This window comes from Bradyrhizobium quebecense (assembly GCF_013373795.3).
Taxonomy (GTDB): Bacteria; Pseudomonadota; Alphaproteobacteria; order Rhizobiales; family Xanthobacteraceae; genus Bradyrhizobium; species Bradyrhizobium quebecense.
The window spans coordinates 4,743,811-4,759,688 of record NZ_CP088022.1; the positions used below are offsets into that span (position 1 = coordinate 4,743,811).

At 64.1% G+C, this 15,878-nt stretch carries 12 protein-coding genes and 1 pseudogene; 7 read left to right on the forward strand and 6 right to left on the reverse strand.

The window, feature by feature from the left end:
* The first annotated feature begins 141 nt into the window (after positions 1 to 141).
* The 5 genes and pseudogenes from HU230_RS23005 (at position 142) to HU230_RS23025 (ending at position 5,962) form a co-directional block, all read left to right on the forward strand.
* Positions 142 to 1,365 carry a polyhydroxyalkanoate depolymerase gene (locus HU230_RS23005; RefSeq protein WP_176534909.1) on the forward strand — a complete coding sequence of 408 codons (1,224 nt, stop codon included), beginning with the start codon at positions 142 to 144 and terminating at the stop codon, positions 1,363 to 1,365.
* A 191-nt stretch (positions 1,366 to 1,556) separates the two neighbouring features.
* Entirely contained in the window at positions 1,557 to 2,345 is a 789-nt protein-coding gene (locus tag HU230_RS23010; protein WP_176529725.1) for a substrate-binding domain-containing protein, read from the forward strand.
* A gap of 138 nt (positions 2,346 to 2,483) precedes the next feature.
* Positions 2,484 to 3,345 (forward strand): annotated as a pseudogene (locus tag HU230_RS23015) (tyrosine-type recombinase/integrase).
* Between the two features lie 20 nt (positions 3,346 to 3,365).
* Positions 3,366 to 4,592 carry an IS91 family transposase gene (locus HU230_RS23020; RefSeq protein ID WP_176529012.1) on the forward strand — a complete coding sequence of 409 codons (1,227 nt, stop codon included), beginning with the start codon at positions 3,366 to 3,368 and terminating at the stop codon, positions 4,590 to 4,592.
* A 418-nt stretch (positions 4,593 to 5,010) separates the two neighbouring features.
* A protein-coding gene (locus HU230_RS23025; RefSeq protein ID WP_176529724.1) for an IS630 family transposase occupies positions 5,011 to 5,962 on the forward strand; the annotation gives its coding sequence in 2 pieces (ribosomal slippage) (positions 5,011 to 5,351 and positions 5,350 to 5,962; 954 coding nt in all).
* A 186-nt stretch (positions 5,963 to 6,148) separates the two neighbouring features.
* Here the strand turns inward: HU230_RS23025 and HU230_RS23030 are convergent.
* The 6 genes from HU230_RS23030 to HU230_RS23055 all read right to left on the reverse strand — a co-directional run bounded on the left by HU230_RS23030 (position 6,149) and on the right by HU230_RS23055 (position 13,436).
* On the reverse strand, positions 6,149 to 7,885 hold the full coding sequence (locus HU230_RS23030) for a bifunctional protein-serine/threonine kinase/phosphatase (RefSeq protein WP_176529723.1): 1,737 nt from the start codon (positions 7,883 to 7,885) through the stop codon (positions 6,149 to 6,151).
* Positions 7,886 to 7,945: 60 nt separating this feature from the next.
* Entirely contained in the window at positions 7,946 to 8,764 is an 819-nt protein-coding gene (locus tag HU230_RS23035; RefSeq protein WP_092116092.1) for a formate/nitrite transporter family protein, read from the reverse strand.
* Between the two features lie 354 nt (positions 8,765 to 9,118).
* Positions 9,119 to 9,865, reverse strand: a complete 747-nt coding sequence (locus tag HU230_RS23040; protein ID WP_224943464.1) for a transporter substrate-binding domain-containing protein — start codon at positions 9,863 to 9,865, stop codon at positions 9,119 to 9,121.
* A 154-nt stretch (positions 9,866 to 10,019) separates the two neighbouring features.
* Positions 10,020 to 10,424: a DUF4399 domain-containing protein gene (locus HU230_RS23045; protein ID WP_420840796.1), complete on the reverse strand. Its 405-nt coding sequence runs from the start codon at positions 10,422 to 10,424 to the stop codon at positions 10,020 to 10,022.
* Positions 10,425 to 10,479: 55 nt separating this feature from the next.
* Complete coding sequence (locus tag HU230_RS23050) at positions 10,480 to 12,033, reverse strand: SUMF1/EgtB/PvdO family nonheme iron enzyme (protein WP_176529720.1); 1,554 nt, start codon at positions 12,031 to 12,033, stop codon at positions 10,480 to 10,482.
* Positions 12,034 to 12,245: 212 nt separating this feature from the next.
* On the reverse strand, positions 12,246 to 13,436 hold the full coding sequence (locus HU230_RS23055; protein ID WP_176529719.1) for an MFS transporter: 1,191 nt from the start codon (positions 13,434 to 13,436) through the stop codon (positions 12,246 to 12,248).
* Between the two features lie 89 nt (positions 13,437 to 13,525).
* Between HU230_RS23055 and HU230_RS23060 the strand changes: the two genes are divergently transcribed.
* Positions 13,526 to 14,326, forward strand: a complete 801-nt coding sequence (locus tag HU230_RS23060) for an AraC family transcriptional regulator (RefSeq protein WP_176529718.1) — start codon at positions 13,526 to 13,528, stop codon at positions 14,324 to 14,326.
* Positions 14,327 to 14,484: 158 nt separating this feature from the next.
* Complete coding sequence (locus HU230_RS23065) at positions 14,485 to 15,849, forward strand: malonyl-CoA decarboxylase (RefSeq protein ID WP_176529717.1); 1,365 nt, start codon at positions 14,485 to 14,487, stop codon at positions 15,847 to 15,849.
* The last annotated feature ends 29 nt before the right edge of the window (positions 15,850 to 15,878 follow it).

Genomic DNA, 15,878 nt, shown 5'->3' on the forward strand with positions numbered 1-15,878 from the left:
CCCCGGTGACCGCGCGCCGGTCCAACCGCCGCGCCCCGAAGCCGTTCATTTTTGCAGCAAGCCACGTGCCAATTTGCCGGGCAGCCCGCCCCCGCTCTGGCGTCGATATTGCATATCCAGCCGGGCCAGGGGCGGATGCGTATGATGTCAATGATGTACCAAGCCTATCAGAACCACATGGACCTCACGGCGCCATGGCGGACCGGGGCTGCAGCGGCGCTGAAATACCTCAATCTGGTGCCGCAGGGCGCCGCCGACCGGGTGTACGGCCGGCTCGCGGCGGCGCTTGAGCTGATTTCGCGCTCCACCCTGACCTACGCCCGTCCCGACTACGCCATCGGCAGCGTGTCCGCCGGCAACCGGGAATACCAAGTGACTGAGGAGGTCGCCTACGCAACGCCGTTCGGCTCGCTGCTGCATTTCAGGAAGGTGGACGGCCCGGAGCAGCCGCGGCTCTTGCTGGTGGCGCCGATGTCCGGCCATTTTGCCACGCTGCTGCGCGGCACCGTGAAGACGCTGCTGCAGGACCACGACGTCTACATCACCGATTGGCACAATCCGCGCGACATCCCGCGCAAGGAAGGCCGCTTCGGGCTCGAGGACTACACCGATCATCTGATCGACTTCCTCGGCCAGCTCGGGCCGCGCGCGCATATGGTGGCGATCTGCCAGCCCTCGGTGTCGGCGCTGGCGGCTGCCGCGGTCATGTCCGAAGACAATCATCCGGCGCGGCCGGCATCGCTGACCCTGATGGCCGGACCGATCGACACAAGGATCCTGCCGACCAAGGTGAACGAATTCGCCAAGAGCAAGCCGATCAAATGGTTCGAGGACAATCTGATCAACTACGTGCCGATGCAGTGCAAGGGCGCGCTGCGTCAAGTCTATCCCGGCTTCGTGCAGCTGACGGCGTTCGTCTCGATGAACCTGGAACGTCACATCAAGCAGCACATCGACCTCGCCGACCATCTCGCCAAAGGCGAGACCGCCAAGGCCGAAGTGATCAAGACCTTCTACGACGAGTACTTCGCCGTGATGGATCTGCCGGCGGAATTCTATATCGAGACGGTGCGCGACGTGTTTCAGGAGCATCTGCTGCCGCAAGGCATGCTGATGCATCGCGGCCGCCCGGTGAACCCGGCAGCGATCCGGCGCATGGGCCTGATGACGGTGGAAGGCGAGAAGGACGACATCTGCTCGATCGGGCAGACGCTCGCCGCCCAGGACCTCTGCACCGGCGTCCGCACCTATCGCAAGGTGCACCACATGCAGGCCGGCGTTGGCCACTACGGCGTGTTCTCCGGCAAGCGCTGGAACAACGAGATCTACCCGCTGCTGCGCGATTTCGTGCATGTGAATTCGTGAGGACTGGCGACGTTCATTCCCGTCATTGCGAGGAACGAAGCGACGAAGCAATCCATGGCTCCGCAAATGCGGCACTATGGATTGCTTCGCTTCGCTCGCAATGACGGCGGAGCTAGTCACGCATCCCCTCGCGCAGTAGTCTCCCCGGCCACGACGACCCGTTTCCCAAGAATCGTCCAGGGAGAAACTCCATGCGCGCCGCCTTCCGTGCCCTCACGCTCGCCGTCATCGGCGCCCTCGCCCTCACGTCGGCCGCATCCGCCGCCGAAGTCCATGTCATGATCTCGGGCGGGCTGACCGCGGCCTACAAGGCGCTGGTGCCGGAGTTCGAGCGCAAGACCGGGCACAAGGTGGTGACCGCCTTCGGGCCGTCGATGGGCACCACGACCAACGCCATTCCGGTGCGGCTGGAGCGCGGCGAGCCGGCCGACGTGCTGATCATGGTCGGCTATGCGCTGGGTGACCTCATCAAGCAGGGCAAGGTAGTGGCCGACAGCCGCGTCGACCTCGTGAAGTCGCCGATCGGCATCGCGGTGAAATCAGGCGCGCCACAGCCGGACATCAGCTCGGCCGAAAGCGTCAGGCAGGCGCTGCTGGCCGCAAAATCGGTCGCCTATTCCGACAGCGCCAGCGGCGTCTATGTCTCGACCGAAATGTTCGGCAAACTCGGCATCGCCGATCAGATGAAGGACAAGGCGCGGATGATCCCGGCAACCCCGGTCGGCGAGATCGTGGCCAGGGGCGAGGCCGAGATCGGCTTGCAGCAGATCTCGGAGCTGAAGCCTGTTGCCGGCATCGACATCGTCGGTCCCCTGCCAGAGCCGTTGCAGAAGATCACGGTGTTCTCCGCCGGCATCGCGACCGTCTCGAAGGAGCCCGAGGCCGGCAAGGCGCTGATCGGCTTCCTCGCCTCGTCGGATGCGCGCGACGCGCTGGTCAAGAGCGGGCTCGATCCGATTGCCGCCGGCGCGACGCATTAGAGCATTTTCTGACCTGGCGGAATCGGAAGGGATTGAACTAAGCCGCTGCCGCGGCGTAGGGGGCAAGGTGGCATAGATCGCCTCCTGGCTGAGAGGATGTGGGTGTTGGAGCCCACCCCCTCAGACAGGAGTATCGAGATGGCCGATTTGAGCCCTCTTCGCCGCCGCATGATCGAAGACATGACCGTCCGCAATCTGTCGCCGGCGACGCAAAGATCCTACATCAGCGCGGTTTCGAAGTTCAGCCGCTATTTTGGCCGATCGCCTGACCGGTTAGAGCTGGAAGACGTCCGCGCCTTCCAGGTGCATTTGGTCTCGACCGGCATCTCATGGCCGGCGCTGAACCAGATCGTCTGTGCGCTACGGTTTTTCTACGGCGTCACGCTCGGCGAGGCGCTCATCCCAGAGCGCATTCCCTATGCGCGAGAACCGCGCAAGCTGCCGGTCGTTCTCAGCGCCGACGAAGTGGTTCAGTTTCTTGAAGCGGTATCGAGCCTGAAGAGCCGCGCCGCGCTCACCACCGCCTATGCGGCCGGGCTCAGGGCCTCGGAGGTTGCGGGACTGCGGATCGAAGACATCGACAGCGCCCGCGGCGTCATCCAGGTGCGCCACGGCAAGGGCGCGAAGGATCGCAACGTGATGCTGTCGCCCCAGCTGCTGGGCATCCTGCGCACCTACTGGCGGCTCGCCCGGCCGCGGCTTTATCTGTTCCCTGGTCGTGACGAAGATCATCCGATCGATCAGACCGTGCTGCATGCCGCCTGCCGGTCGGCGGTGAAGGCTGCGGGCCTGACCAAGCAGCGTCACGCTGCACACGCTGCGCCACAGCTTCGCGACACATCTTCTCGAGAACGGAACCGATATCCGGATCATCCAGGTCTTGCTCGGGCACAATAATTTGTCGTCGACAGCGCGCTACACGCAGGTCGCCACCGATACGATCCGAGCGACGCAGAGCCCGCTCGATCGCCTGTCGCTGGAGGTGACGCCACCTGGATGACCCGCAGCGGGATGCGGGTCATGACCCGCTCCGACATCCGCTCCAACAGGCCCGCCATCGAGATTGCCGATATTCTGTGCCGGCATGGCGACGCCTATCGCCGTGTACATGCCGGTCATCTGGGGCGGGTCGAGCGGCGCGTGATGAGCGCGATCGTTGCGTGCCGGACCGAGGCGCTCGGCGGCCACATGCAGGCTTGCGACGACTGCGGCACGACACGCGTTGCCTATAATTCCTGCCGCAATCGGCACTGTCCGAAGTGTCAGGGGAGAGCCCGAGCCGCGTGGCTCGCCGCGCGTCAAGCCGACCTGCTTCCGGTTCCCTATTTCCACGTCGTCTTTACACTTCCCGCACCGATCGCCGCGATCGCTTTCCAGAACAAGGCCGTCGTCTATGCCATCCTGTTCAAGGCTGCCGCCGAGGCGATGACGACGCTCGCCGCCAATCCACGCCGGCTCGGCGGTGCGATCGGCGGCGTCGCCGTCCTCCACACCTGGGGACAGACGCTGATGCATCATCCCCACGTCCATTGCGTCGTTCCGGGTGGCGGCCTCTCGCCCGATGGCGCGCGCTGGACCGCTTGCCGACCGAACTTCTTCCTGGCCGTCAAACCGTTGTCCAGACTATTTCGCACACTTTTTCTCAAACGTCTGTCGGCAGCCTTCAACTCCGGTGCCTTCCGTTTCTTCGGCGATCTCGGAGCTCTGGCCGAGCCGGCTGCCTTTGCGGCCCACCTCGACGCCATGCGACGCATCAACTGGGTTGTTTACGCCAAGCGGCCCTTCGGCGGACCCGCACAGGTCCTGGCCTATCTCGGCCGCTACACCCATCGCGTCGCGATCGCCAACAGCCGGCTCGTCGCACTCGACGACGATCATGTCGCCTTCTCATGGAAGGACTATCGCCAAAACAGCGCGACAAAGATCATGAATCTCAAGCCCGATGAGTTCATTCGCCGTTTCCTGCTTCATACGCTGCCTGACGGCTTCCACCGCATCCGCCACTTCGGCTTCATGGCCAACCGCCATCGCGCTGCCAAGCTCGCCCTTTGCCGCGAACTTCTCGATCATGAGCGAACAGCCCCAAACGATGGCCAGCCGTCGCCTGTGGATTCGGAGGCTCAAACCCGGGCCGAGGTTCCTGCCTGTCCCGATTGTGGTGGCGTCATGCGCATCATTGAGCGCTTTCGACATAGCTTCAGACGCCCCAGCCCTCGAACATCACCGTTCCGATGCGACACATCGTGAGCCAAGTCATGTCGTGCACGACGATCATCATTCGTCATTTCGCTCCCAGCGTCTCGATCATCGCGGACGATGTCGAATCCGTGCTGTCACACTGCGCGACAACAACCGTCCGATGCAGCAAAAGGCCTATCGCGATCTCAGGCGAAGCGCGTCTGATCTCAACTCTTCCAGGATGCGCACTCCTGTGTCTCTGCCTCACGCGCCGAGCCAGCAGATCGGGCATGGCGATCTCGAACAATCCCCATAGCTGCAAAACCGCGAATAGCCTCCCGCGCCTTCGTTCAATCCGGCTTCAATGAGGTCGCGTCATAAGCGCCTGCCGCGCCCTCGCGTGAGCGCGACCTCACAGAACCCTCCAGATTCCCTTGTGAGGCAAATCGTGATTCACCCTGAGGGCTGGTGATGGAGGCCAGCCCCCATGGCTAAGCCGCTCTCGCCGGACCTTCGCCTTCGCATTATTCGGGCTGTGGAAGAGGAAGGCATGAGCTGTCGGGGCGCCGCCGGCCGGTTCGGCGTAGCGCCATCGACAGCGATCGAACTGGTCAACGAATGGCGCAGCACCGGCGCTTGTGAGGCGGGAGCGCAGGGCGGAGACAGACGTTCAGCTCGGATCGAGGGTCATGCTGCGGAGATCCTCTCCCTGGTCAAGGCTACGCCTGACATGACGCTGGCCGAGATCGCTGACCATCTCCTCAAAGTCCACGGCGAGCGTTTCGTGCCGAGCGTGGTCTGGCGATTCTTCGATCGCCGCAACATCACGTTCAAAAAAAACATCGCACGCCAGCGAGCAGGATCGGCCGGACGTGGCCGCTGAACGCGCGGCGTGGAAGGCATCTCAGCCTGAGATCGGCATCCATCGGTTGGTGTTTATCGACGAGACGGGAGCCTCGACCAAGATGGCGCGGCGCTATGGCCGCTCGCCGTACGGCCAGCGCTGTGTCGCAGCGCTCCCGCATGGTCATTGGAAGACGACGACCTTCGTCGGCGCGCTCAGAGCGACCGGCATGACTGCGCCGATGGTCCTTGACGGTCCCATGGATGGTCTGGCGTTCGAGGCTTACGTGACGCAAGTCCTCGTGCCGACACTCAGGCCCGGCGACATCGTGGTGATGGACAATCTCGCAGCACACAAGCGCGCCGAGGTCGGCATCGCAATCGATGCCGTGGGCGCCCAGCTCCTCTATTTGCCGCCTTATTCGCCCGACCTCAATCCGATCGAAATGGCCTTCGCCAAGCTCAAAGCCGCACTTCGAAAGGCCGCCGCCAGATCAATCGAGGCTTTGGACAACGCTATTGCCACCGCCCTGACCGCCTTCACCGCCCAAAAGTGCCTGAACTTCTTCGCCGCAGCCGGTTATGACCGTGTCTGATCAGAATCTGCTCTAGCGAGACATCGCCGGATCTATCCCCGTCATCCCCGCTCTCTCCCCGTCATCCTGAGGCGCGAGCGGAGCGAGCCTCGAAGGACGAATCGGCCACTAGCGGGGCCGTCCATCCTTCGAGACGCGCTGCGCGCTCCTCAGGATGACGGGGATAGGTTGGCGGATTTGGCGCCGCTACCGCCAATGATGCGCGCCGTAGGCGAGCAGCACGACCACGACGAGCGCCAGCACCAGCGTGGTCGACTTCCAGAACAGCACCGGGTTGCGCTCGATCAGCGGGGTCGATGACGTCGTCAGATATCTTGCGTTGGGATTGCGCAGGTCGAACAGGAACTCCGAGAAGGTGTCGTAGCGTTTCAGCGGATTGGCGTGCACCGCGCGCTCCAGCGCGCCGTCGACCCAGGCCGGGATGTCGCGGCCGCCATGCGCAGCCGGACGGTAGACCAGCCGGTTGAAGTCGGATCGGGTGCGGGCGCGCGCGATCTGCGCGCCGTAGGGCAAGCGGCCCGTCAGCATCTGATAGGTCACGACGCCGAGCGAGAACAGGTCGGAGCGCGCGGTGCCGCCCTCGCCCAGGAAATACTCCGGCGCGGTGTATTGCTGGGTGCCCAGAATGTCCTCGACGCCCGCCGACGCCGCCTCGGCGACGCCCGAGATCCGCGTCGAACCGAAATCGATGATCTTCACCGTTCCGGTCCTGTCGATCATGATGTTGTCGGGCCTGACGTCCTGGTGCAGCATCTCCTTGCGGTGGAACGCGCGCAGCCCTTTTGCAATCTGCTCGGTGATGTCGCGCACTGTTTCCAGCGCGGGAGCAGGATTGTCGATCATCCACTGCGTCAGGGTCTGGCCGTCGATGTACTCCATCGCGACATAGAGGAAGTTGCGCTTGCGCTGCGGCAGAAACGGCTTCAGCACATGCGGGCTGTCGATCCGCCGGGCGACCCATTCCTCCATCATGAAGCGTCTCAGATAGGCGCCATCGTCGCGCAGATCGATCGAGGGGATCTTGATCGTGACCGTGGTGCCGCTCTCCTCGTCGACCGCGAGATAGATGTGGCTGCGGTGCGATGCATGCAGCTCGCGGACGATGCGGTAGCCGTCGAACAGCATCCTTGCATCGAGCAGCGGGGGCAGCGGCAGCTCGGTGGACTGGCCGAACACCTCGCCGGCGTCGCCGTCGGGCAATTCGTCGATCCGGATGACCTGCGCGGTGAGATTGTCCGGGCTGCCGTTCTCATAGGCCAGCTCGACGATCGATTTCGCGGCGGCATCGAGATCGGCAGCGCCGTCGAGGATCATCCGCGCCAGCTGCCGCGCGGGAACGTGCTCGTAGATTCCGTCGGTCACCAGCAGGAAGGTGTCGCCCCGCTCCAGCCGGAGATTCTGGTAGTCGATCTCGAGCTGCGGGTTCACGCCGAGCGCGCGGCCGAGATAGCTCTGCTGCGACGACAGCACGACGCGGTGGTCGTTGGTCAATTGCTCGAGGCTGTTGCCCGCGACGCGGTAGATCCGGCTGTCGCCGACATGGAACAGATGCGCCGTGGTCGAGCGGATGACCAGCGCGCTCAGCGTGCAGACGTAACCCTTGTCCTTGTCGTAGGGGTTCTGGCTGCGCCTGGTCTGCGCATGCAGCCAGGAATTGGTGGCCTCCAGCACGCGCTGCGCCGAGGTCTTCACCGACCAGGATTCCGAGGTGCAGTAGTAATCGGTCAGGAAGCTTTTGACCGCCGACTCGGCGGCGATGCGGCTGACGCTGCTCGAGGAGATACCGTCGGCAAGCACCACGGCGATGCCCTTCAGGCCGAGCAGCGGCTCGTCGGGGATCAGCACGCCGTGGAAATCCTGATTGGTGTCCTTGCGGCCCTGATCAGAGAATTGCCCGACCGATATTGTCAGCGCGCGCGGCATCGACCGTCCCAATGCGGATGGGGCCCTCCGTGACAGGAGAGCCCCATAAGCCGGCCAGGATCAAGCCGCGAGGCGCTGGCGCTTCGGCGCCGTCTTCACATGCGTCGTGTAGAGCGTGAGCCCGGTGAAGGCGAGACCGCCGGCGAGATTGCCCAGCACGGTCGGGATTTCGTTCCAGATCAGGTAGTCCATGATCGAGAACTTTGCATGGAGCATCAGTCCCGACGGGAACAGGAACATGTTCACGACCGAATGCTCGAACACCATGTAAAAGAACACCAGGATCGGCATCCACATCGCGATCACCTTGCCGGGCACCGTCGTCGAGATCATGGCGCCGACGACGCCGGTCGAGACCATCCAGTTGCAGAGCATGCCGCGGATGAACAGCGTGGCCATGCCCGCCGCGCCATGCGCCGCGTAGCCCAGCGTTCGCGCCTCGCCGACGTTTCCGATGGTCATGCCGACCTTGTCGGGCTCCTGCGTGAAGCCGAACGTGGTCACGAACGCCATCATGAACGCGACCGTGAGCGCGCCGGCAAAATTGCCGACGAAGACGAGTCCCCAGTTGCGCAGCACGCCGCCGAGCGTGACGCCGGGGCGCTTGTCGAGCAGCGCCAGCGGTGACAGGACGAACACGCCCGTCAGCAGGTCGAAGCCCAGCAGATATAGCATCACGAAGCCGACCGGAAACAGCAATGCGCCGACGAGCGGCTGGCCCGTGTTGACGTTGATCGTCACGGCAAACCAGGCCGCCAGCGCGAGGATCGCACCGGCCATGTAGGCGCGGATCACGGTGTCGCGCGTCGACATGAAGATCTTGGATTCGCCGGCGTCCACCATCTTGGCGACGAATTCGGACGGTGCGAGATAGGCCATTCGTAAATTCCCCTTGCGCAATTCGGCCGCGCCGGTTGCCTGCCGGAAGCGACGCGGGTTGGTTGCAATGCTCGTCCGTCGGGGAGTTGGGGGTGTAACGATTGCTCGCGGCGCCCGGGCGGGGCGCCTTGATCCCCTCACCTCGGCCTGCATTGGCTTCGGCAATCCGGAGGACGGCAGTCGTCATTGACTAATGCAACCAAAAGCAATGGACATGCCAACCGGAAACGCTCGCGGACGGCATTAAATCCTTGTTGATACAATGAGTTAGAGAGGCGACGCTGGAACCGCGTAGCGCGATGGCGCGGAATTGTGCAGCATGCCCAGATGTCACCCACGCCGGATGCGCCCGGTCTACTTCACCCCGGTACGGACCGGGGTGCCCTTCAGCCCGTTATTGTCATAGGCCTTGCGCAGCGTGCCGTTGGCGATCGCATCGGTCATGAACCTGGTGGCGAACGCCGCGGCCAGCGGATGGTTGAGCGGCACCGCAACCGCAGTGACGGTCTGCTTGAAGGTCTCGTCCAGCACGCGGCTACCCGGAATCTTTTTGGCCATCGCATTGAGCTGATCGCGCGACAACGCGAATGCGTCGATCTCGCCGCTCTTCAGCAGATTGAAGATCTCGTCATAGGTCTGATAGCCCGTGACCTTGGCGTGCTTGAGGTGTGCGATCGCGCCGCGCATCGTGGTGGTGGCGTTGACGGCAGCGACCTTGACGCCGTCCTGGTCGAGCGCGGCGAAATTCGCGATCGCGGAGCCCGGCTTGACGATGTAGGTGGCGTCGGCAACTTCGTAGATCGGCCCGAACGTCATCTTGGTCTCGCGCTCGGGATCCTTGGGCAGGAAGGTGATATCCCAGCTGTTGCTCGACGCCGCGTCGGTGATCTGGCCGGAATTCTGGTGCACGACATAGTCGACGGGAACACCGAGCTGCGCCGCCATCTCCCTGCCGAGATCGACGGGAACGCCGGCATAGCCGTTCTCGGTCCGGGTCGACCAGAACGCACCGCCCGCCGGACTGATCGCGATCGCGATCCGGAGCTTTCCGGTCGGCGCGATCTGATCCTTCAAGGCGTCGGCATTGGCGGATATGGCCATGACAATCACTCCCAGAACGAGGCCAGCCAGACGCAGCAGTCGCGACAACATCGGACGCCCTCCACACCGGGTCTAGCGCCCGGCGGCGCGCAACAAACCGCACGAGGCCGCTTTGCGCAAGCGGCGGTCGCGCAAGGGAGCTATCCGTATCGGCCTATTTGACCCGGATGGTGATTTTTTCGGAGACGACCGGCGGGTTGAATGGATAGTGCTTGGCGTCGCCCAGCACCAGCTGCAAGGTGTGCTTGCCGGGCGCCAGATCGAGCTGCGTCTCGGTCTGGCCCGCACCGAAGTGCTGGTGAGACTTGTCCGACGGGATCGGCTCATTCGGATTCAACGGCTCATCCACATCGATCAGAAGATGGTGATGGCCACTGTTCGGATATTCGTCGCCGGCATGGGTGACGCCCATGTTGCGCAGCCCAAAGCGGCACCAGAACGGGCTTCTGACCTTAGCTCCGTCGTGCGGCCAGATGAAATACAGCTTGGTGTCTTTCCCCGCCGGTTTGTTTTGCGCGGTGGCCGGACTGGCGAGCAATGTCAGTGCCGCAGCGAGCATGATCAGGCCTGCACTTTTCATAACCCCTCCAAACCTGGCGATTACAGACGATCTCTCAGGGAGACAGCGCGACCCGGAAACCGTGGGTTGGGTAGCGAACATTGGTGTCGTAATTGTCGCGATTGGCCGGACGGACATAGCGCGCATCATTCTTCCAGGAGCCCGAACGAATGACGTGGGAGGCGCAGTCGCCGCCGGGCCACACCGCACCGTCGGCCGGGGCGCCCTGGTAGTTCCTGTGCCAGCAATCCTCGACCCACTGATCGACACTACCGCCCATGTCGTAAAGACCGAACGGATTCGGCTTGAGACTACCGACCTTGACCGGCTGTTCGGCGGCACCGTCGCCGCCGCAATCCTTGCAACCGGCGTTGCCCGATTGAATCTGGTCGCCCCACCAGTATCTCGATTGCGTTCCGCCGCGCGCCGCATATTCCCATTCGGCTTCGCTCGGCAGCCGGTAGGCCTTCCCGGTGCGCTCGGCGAGCCACGTCACATACTGTTTCGCGTCGCTCCAGCTCACATTGGTGACCGGCACGTCGTCCTTGCCGCCAGCCGTGAAGTTACAGGCCTTGGCCGCCGCGCAAGCATTCCATTCCCGCACGGTGACCGGATATTTGCCCATCGCGAACGACTTGACCGTCACCCTGCGGATCGGGCGTTCCGAGGGATCGTCATTGCTCCCCATCGAGAAGCTGCCGCCCTGGAGCGCAATCATTTCGGGCTCCGGCACCGACACCACGGCTGGACTTGTCGAGGGTGCGGCTTGCGGTGTCGCTTGCTGTGCCGGCGCGGCACCTGGGATCGGACTTGAAGCCTGGCCTGGAGTCTGAGCGGGAGCGGCGGTTGTTGCCGGCTGCTGAGCTGCAGGCGATGCCGTCGGCGCGGAAGGCGCCCGCGCCACGTCGGTCAACCTGCCGCGCGGTTGCGCGAGCATGTACCAGAGCGCACCCGCGGCGATGATTGCGATGGCCAATCCGAGCAGCGTGAGCAGGATGGACTCACGACGCCTGCGCGTTCTTTGGTATGCGGCGGCGTCCGGCAGCACGCGATAAACCCGGACCGGATCGGTGATGTTCTTGACCTTGCGGTCCCCGAGCGATTCGTATCCGCAGACCATCTTGTGCTTGATCTGCTCGTAGATGCCGCCCGAGATGAAGACATCGCCCGGCGCCGCGATCCCTTCCAGACGCGAGGCCACGTTGACGCCGTCGCCATAGATATCGTCGGGCTCTATGATGACGTCGCCGAGGTTGACGCCGATCCGGTACTCGATCCAGTGATCTCTCGCGATCGCCGCATTGCGGCCGATCATGTTCTGCTGAATCACGATGCTGCAACGGACGGCCTCGACCGGGCTGTCGAACATCGCGATAAAACCGTCGCCGGTGGTCTTGACCAGCTTGCCATGGTGCTCGGCAATGGTAGGCTCGACCAGATCGCGCTCGAGCCGCTTGACGCGGTTGTGGGTGCCCTCTTCATCGAGCTGCATCAGGCGGCTGTAGCCGGCGATATCGCCCGCAACGATCGCGGCAAGGCGTCGCGGCATTGCGTCGCCGGGTGGTGGCTTGCCCGGCTTGCCGGATCTGAAGTCGCGAATTTCGCCCATGGCCTCGGCTGCTCCACAAACCACAAATGGCAGTGATCGGCGCAACCGGCGCCTTGGGCCCGAAGGCCCGTGTGGAGCGTATCACACCGCCGGGTCCGGACAAAGTTTACGGATACAATTGTGCGGTGCGCGAAAAAGCGCCATCCGCTTGGGGCGGATGGGCGCTGTGGGCTTGTTTCAGCTTGAAATGGGTGCGGCAAACCGCCAGGACGTCAACCCGCCTGCGTGGCGGGCGTCCGGATCTCGCGCGGCAGGATGATCGCGGCCGCAATCGCCAGCAGGCACAGCGCCGCGAAGGCACGCAGCATCATCGAGAAGCCGCCCTGGTCGTACAGCCAGGCCACCAGGCCAACGGAGGCGCCCGCCGCGGTGAAGCCGACGAAATAGCGGACCGCATAGGCGCGCGAGCGCCATTCCTCGGTGGTGTACTTGCCGACCATGGCATCGTTCACCGTGACCTGGCCGAACGCGCCCATCACGATGCCGATCGAGACCACGATCAGCGGCAAGTTGGACAGGCTCGCCGCCAGATAGAGGAACGGCGCCAGCATGAACGACAGCGGCAGCGCCACCGTCTTCAGCGAATGTCTGTCGAGCAGCTTGCCGATCGTATACTGCGTCATCGCGCCGAACACGTAGACCCCGGCCGCGATCACGCCGAGCAGCGCCGGGCTCCTGGTCAGATCGGCGAGCCGTTCGGCGAACAGCTTCGGCAGCGCCACCGTCACCGCGTTGAAGGTGGTCGAGATCGCGATCACCACGATCAGCAGCGACAGCACCACCCGCCACATGTCTTCCTTGGCGACCCGCACCTGGGCTGCGGCCTGCCTGGAGCCCTTGCGGTCCTCATGCACCACCGTCATCGCAAAGGCGATGCCGACCAGCACGGTGACCGTACCGGGCACGATGAAGGCCCAGCGCCAGCCGAGATACTGGCCGATCACGCCGGTGACCAGCGCCGAGGAGGCGACGCCGAGATTGCCCCAGACGCCGTTGATGCCCATCTGGGCGCCGAGCTTCTCGGCATAGGACACGATCATCGCCGTGCCGACCGGATGGTAGATCGAGGCGAAGATGCCGATCGCCAGCAGCGCGGCGCCGAGTTGCAGCGGCGTCTGCACGAAGCCGACCGAGATCATCGACAGGCCGATGCCGACGAAGAAGATCACCATCATGTGGCGGCGGCTCCAGCGATCGCCGAGCCAGCCCGTGATCAGCGAGCCGGCGCCGAAAGCGATGAAGCCCGGCGTCGCATAGGGCAGCAGTTCCGAATAGGCCATGCCGAGCGCCGGGCCCATGATGATGACGGCGGCCGCGAAAATCAGCATCGCGTAGTGATCGATGAAATGGCCGGCGTTGACGAAGCTGATCACCCGGCTTGGACTGTTCGTTGGGCTGCTCATGGGCAGGTCTTTCACTGGCAAGTCTCTCACGCGATTCTTCAATTGCTCGAAAATAGGTTATAGGTCCTTGTCCTGACGGGATGTCGCCAATGACTATCGCTGAGCCGCCAATAAGAGCCCTCCACAAGGACCGGCGCGTCACCGGCGACGGGGTGCACATGGTCGCGCGCAGCTACCAAAAGGGCGTCCGCCTCGACCCGCACATGCACCGCGAGGCGCAACTGGTCTATGCCGCGAGCGGCACCATGCAGGTGACGACGCCGAAGGGCCGCTGGCTGGTGCCGCCGGACCGCGCGGTGTGGGTCCCTGCTCTGCTCCCCCACGCGATCGACGTGCTCGCCGATATCGAGATGCGCACGCTTTATTTCGACCGAGCCTGGCTCGCGCGCGAAGCGCGCAGCGACAGCCTCGGCCATGAATTCGTGGTGCGGGTGTCGCCGCTGGTGCACCAGGCAATCCTTGCGCTGTTCGACGCCTCATGCGGACGCCAGCGCACCGACCTCCTGATCAGGCTCGTGATGCTGGAACTGCACCAGGCCGAGGATTCCGCGACCTTCATCCCGCTGCCGCAGGAGCCGCGCTGTCGCCGCGCCGCCGACATCGTGCTGGCCGATCCGACCAAGGACCACGAGATCGATGCGCTGGCGCGCACGGTCGGCACGTCGGCGCGGACGCTGTCGCGACTGTTCTCGGCGGAGACGCAGCTGTCCTTCAAGAGCTGGTGCCAGCGCGCCCGCATCGCGGCCGCGATCGAACGCCTGTCAACCAATGCGAATGTTTCGGTCAAGCAGGTCGCCTCCGACCTCGGCTATGCCAGCGTACCGGCATTTTCCCATGCGTTCCGCCAGGTCACCGGCAAGACACCGACCGCGTTCGCGGAACGGACGTGAGCGGGGTTTGTCATCGGGCGCAGTGATGAAGAATTATACCGTTGTCGCGCTGCGACATATTTCCGTACGATCCATGCGCTTGATTGCATTCCTGCCGACCTTAAATCCCGTGTAAGGTCCGGCTTCACTGGATACGACCCGCTGGATACGACCCGCACATGGCCAACGCCTTCTTCTCTGACCTGCTCTCGACGATTTCCGAACGCGGCCGCGTCCTGCTCGGCCGCGCCAGCCCGGCCAACGACAGGCAGGATGCGTCCGAGCTTCTGGAATTGTGCGAGGCGCTGCTGTCCGGCCGCGGCGAAGCCTCCGGCACCGCAATGGCGCGCGAGGTGCTCGACCGCTACCACCACCTCGATGCCGCCGGCCGCCTGTCGTTCTTCCAGACGCTGGCGCGCGATTTCGGCCCCGATCATGCCAGGCTGGCGCAGGCGATCGAGAGCTGGCGCGCCAAGGCGGATGACAAGGCCAATGGCGGCGACGCCAGCGACCTGCATTTCGCCTCCGAGCCGCGCCGCCAGGAATTGATTCGCCGGCTCAACCGCGCGCCGGGCGGCACCAGCGAGCTGGTGTCGATCCGATCGGATCTGCTTTCATTGATGAAGGGCAACAAGGACCTCGCCGCGCTCGATCGCGACGTGGTGCATCTGCTCTCGTCCTGGTTCAACAGGGGATTCCTCGTGCTGCGCAGGATAGACTGGTCGTCGCCGGCCAATATTCTGGAGAAGATCATCCGCTATGAGGCCGTGCACGAGATTCGCGACTGGGACGATCTGCGCCGCCGCATCGATCCGGTGGATCGCCGCTGCTACGCCTTCTTCCACCCGGCGCTGGCCGACGAGCCGCTGATCTTCGTCGAGGTCGCGCTGACCGAAGCCATTCCGGGCGCGATCGCGCCGCTGCTCGCCGAAGAGCGCGAGCCGGTGCCGGTCGAGCGCGCCCGCACCGCGGTGTTCTATTCGATCTCCAACACCCAGCGCGGGCTCGGCGGCATCTCGTTCGGCAGCTTCCTGATCAAGCAGGTGGTCGAGGAGCTGCGCCGCGAATTGCCGAAGCTCGACAATTTCGTGACGCTGTCGCCGGTTCCGGGCTTCATGCAGTGGGTGAAACAGGCCGATGACGTGCCGCTGTCAGATGAGGACCGTCAGCTCCTGGAAAGCCTCGGCAAGCCCGGCTGGTTCGAGAACGCCGAACTCGCCACGCAGTTGCGCGCCGTGCTGGAGCCGCTCGCCGCCTACTACTTCCTGAAGGCACGCACGCCGAAGGGACGACTGATCGATTCGGTCGCGCGCTTCCATCTCGGCAATGGCGCACGGCTGGAGCGGATCAACTGGCTCGGCGACCTCTCGCCCAAGGGCCTGCGCGAATCCGCCGGCGTGATGGTCAACTACCTCTACCGCCTCGACGACATCGAGAAGAACCACGAGGCCTATGCCAACAACGGCGAGGTGATCGCCTCGAGCGCGGTGAAGAAGCTCTTGAAAGGCGAAGGCCGGCGGCTGCTCGACATGCGGCTGTCGTAGGACCCTTTTCCGGATACGAACCAGCTCTC

Bases quoted from the DNA above. Each gene is read 5' to 3' on its own strand.
- HU230_RS23005 (WP_176534909.1), top strand. From the start codon at position 142: ATGATGTCAATGATGTACCAAGCCTATCAGAACCACATGGACCTCACG.
- HU230_RS23010 (WP_176529725.1), top strand. From the start codon at position 1,557: ATGCGCGCCGCCTTCCGTGCCCTCACGCTCGCCGTCATCGGCGCCCTC.
- HU230_RS23020 (WP_176529012.1), top strand. From the start codon at position 3,366: ATGACCCGCTCCGACATCCGCTCCAACAGGCCCGCCATCGAGATTGCC.
- HU230_RS23030 (WP_176529723.1), bottom strand. From the start codon at position 7,885: ATGCCGCGCGCGCTGACAATATCGGTCGGGCAATTCTCTGATCAGGGC.
- HU230_RS23035 (WP_092116092.1), bottom strand. From the start codon at position 8,764: ATGGCCTATCTCGCACCGTCCGAATTCGTCGCCAAGATGGTGGACGCC.
- HU230_RS23040 (WP_224943464.1), bottom strand. From the start codon at position 9,865: ATGGCCATATCCGCCAATGCCGACGCCTTGAAGGATCAGATCGCGCCG.
- HU230_RS23045 (WP_420840796.1), bottom strand. From the start codon at position 10,424: ATGCTCGCTGCGGCACTGACATTGCTCGCCAGTCCGGCCACCGCGCAA.
- HU230_RS23050 (WP_176529720.1), bottom strand. From the start codon at position 12,033: ATGGGCGAAATTCGCGACTTCAGATCCGGCAAGCCGGGCAAGCCACCA.
- HU230_RS23055 (WP_176529719.1), bottom strand. From the start codon at position 13,436: ATGAGCAGCCCAACGAACAGTCCAAGCCGGGTGATCAGCTTCGTCAAC.
- HU230_RS23060 (WP_176529718.1), top strand. From the start codon at position 13,526: ATGACTATCGCTGAGCCGCCAATAAGAGCCCTCCACAAGGACCGGCGC.
- HU230_RS23065 (WP_176529717.1), top strand. From the start codon at position 14,485: ATGGCCAACGCCTTCTTCTCTGACCTGCTCTCGACGATTTCCGAACGC.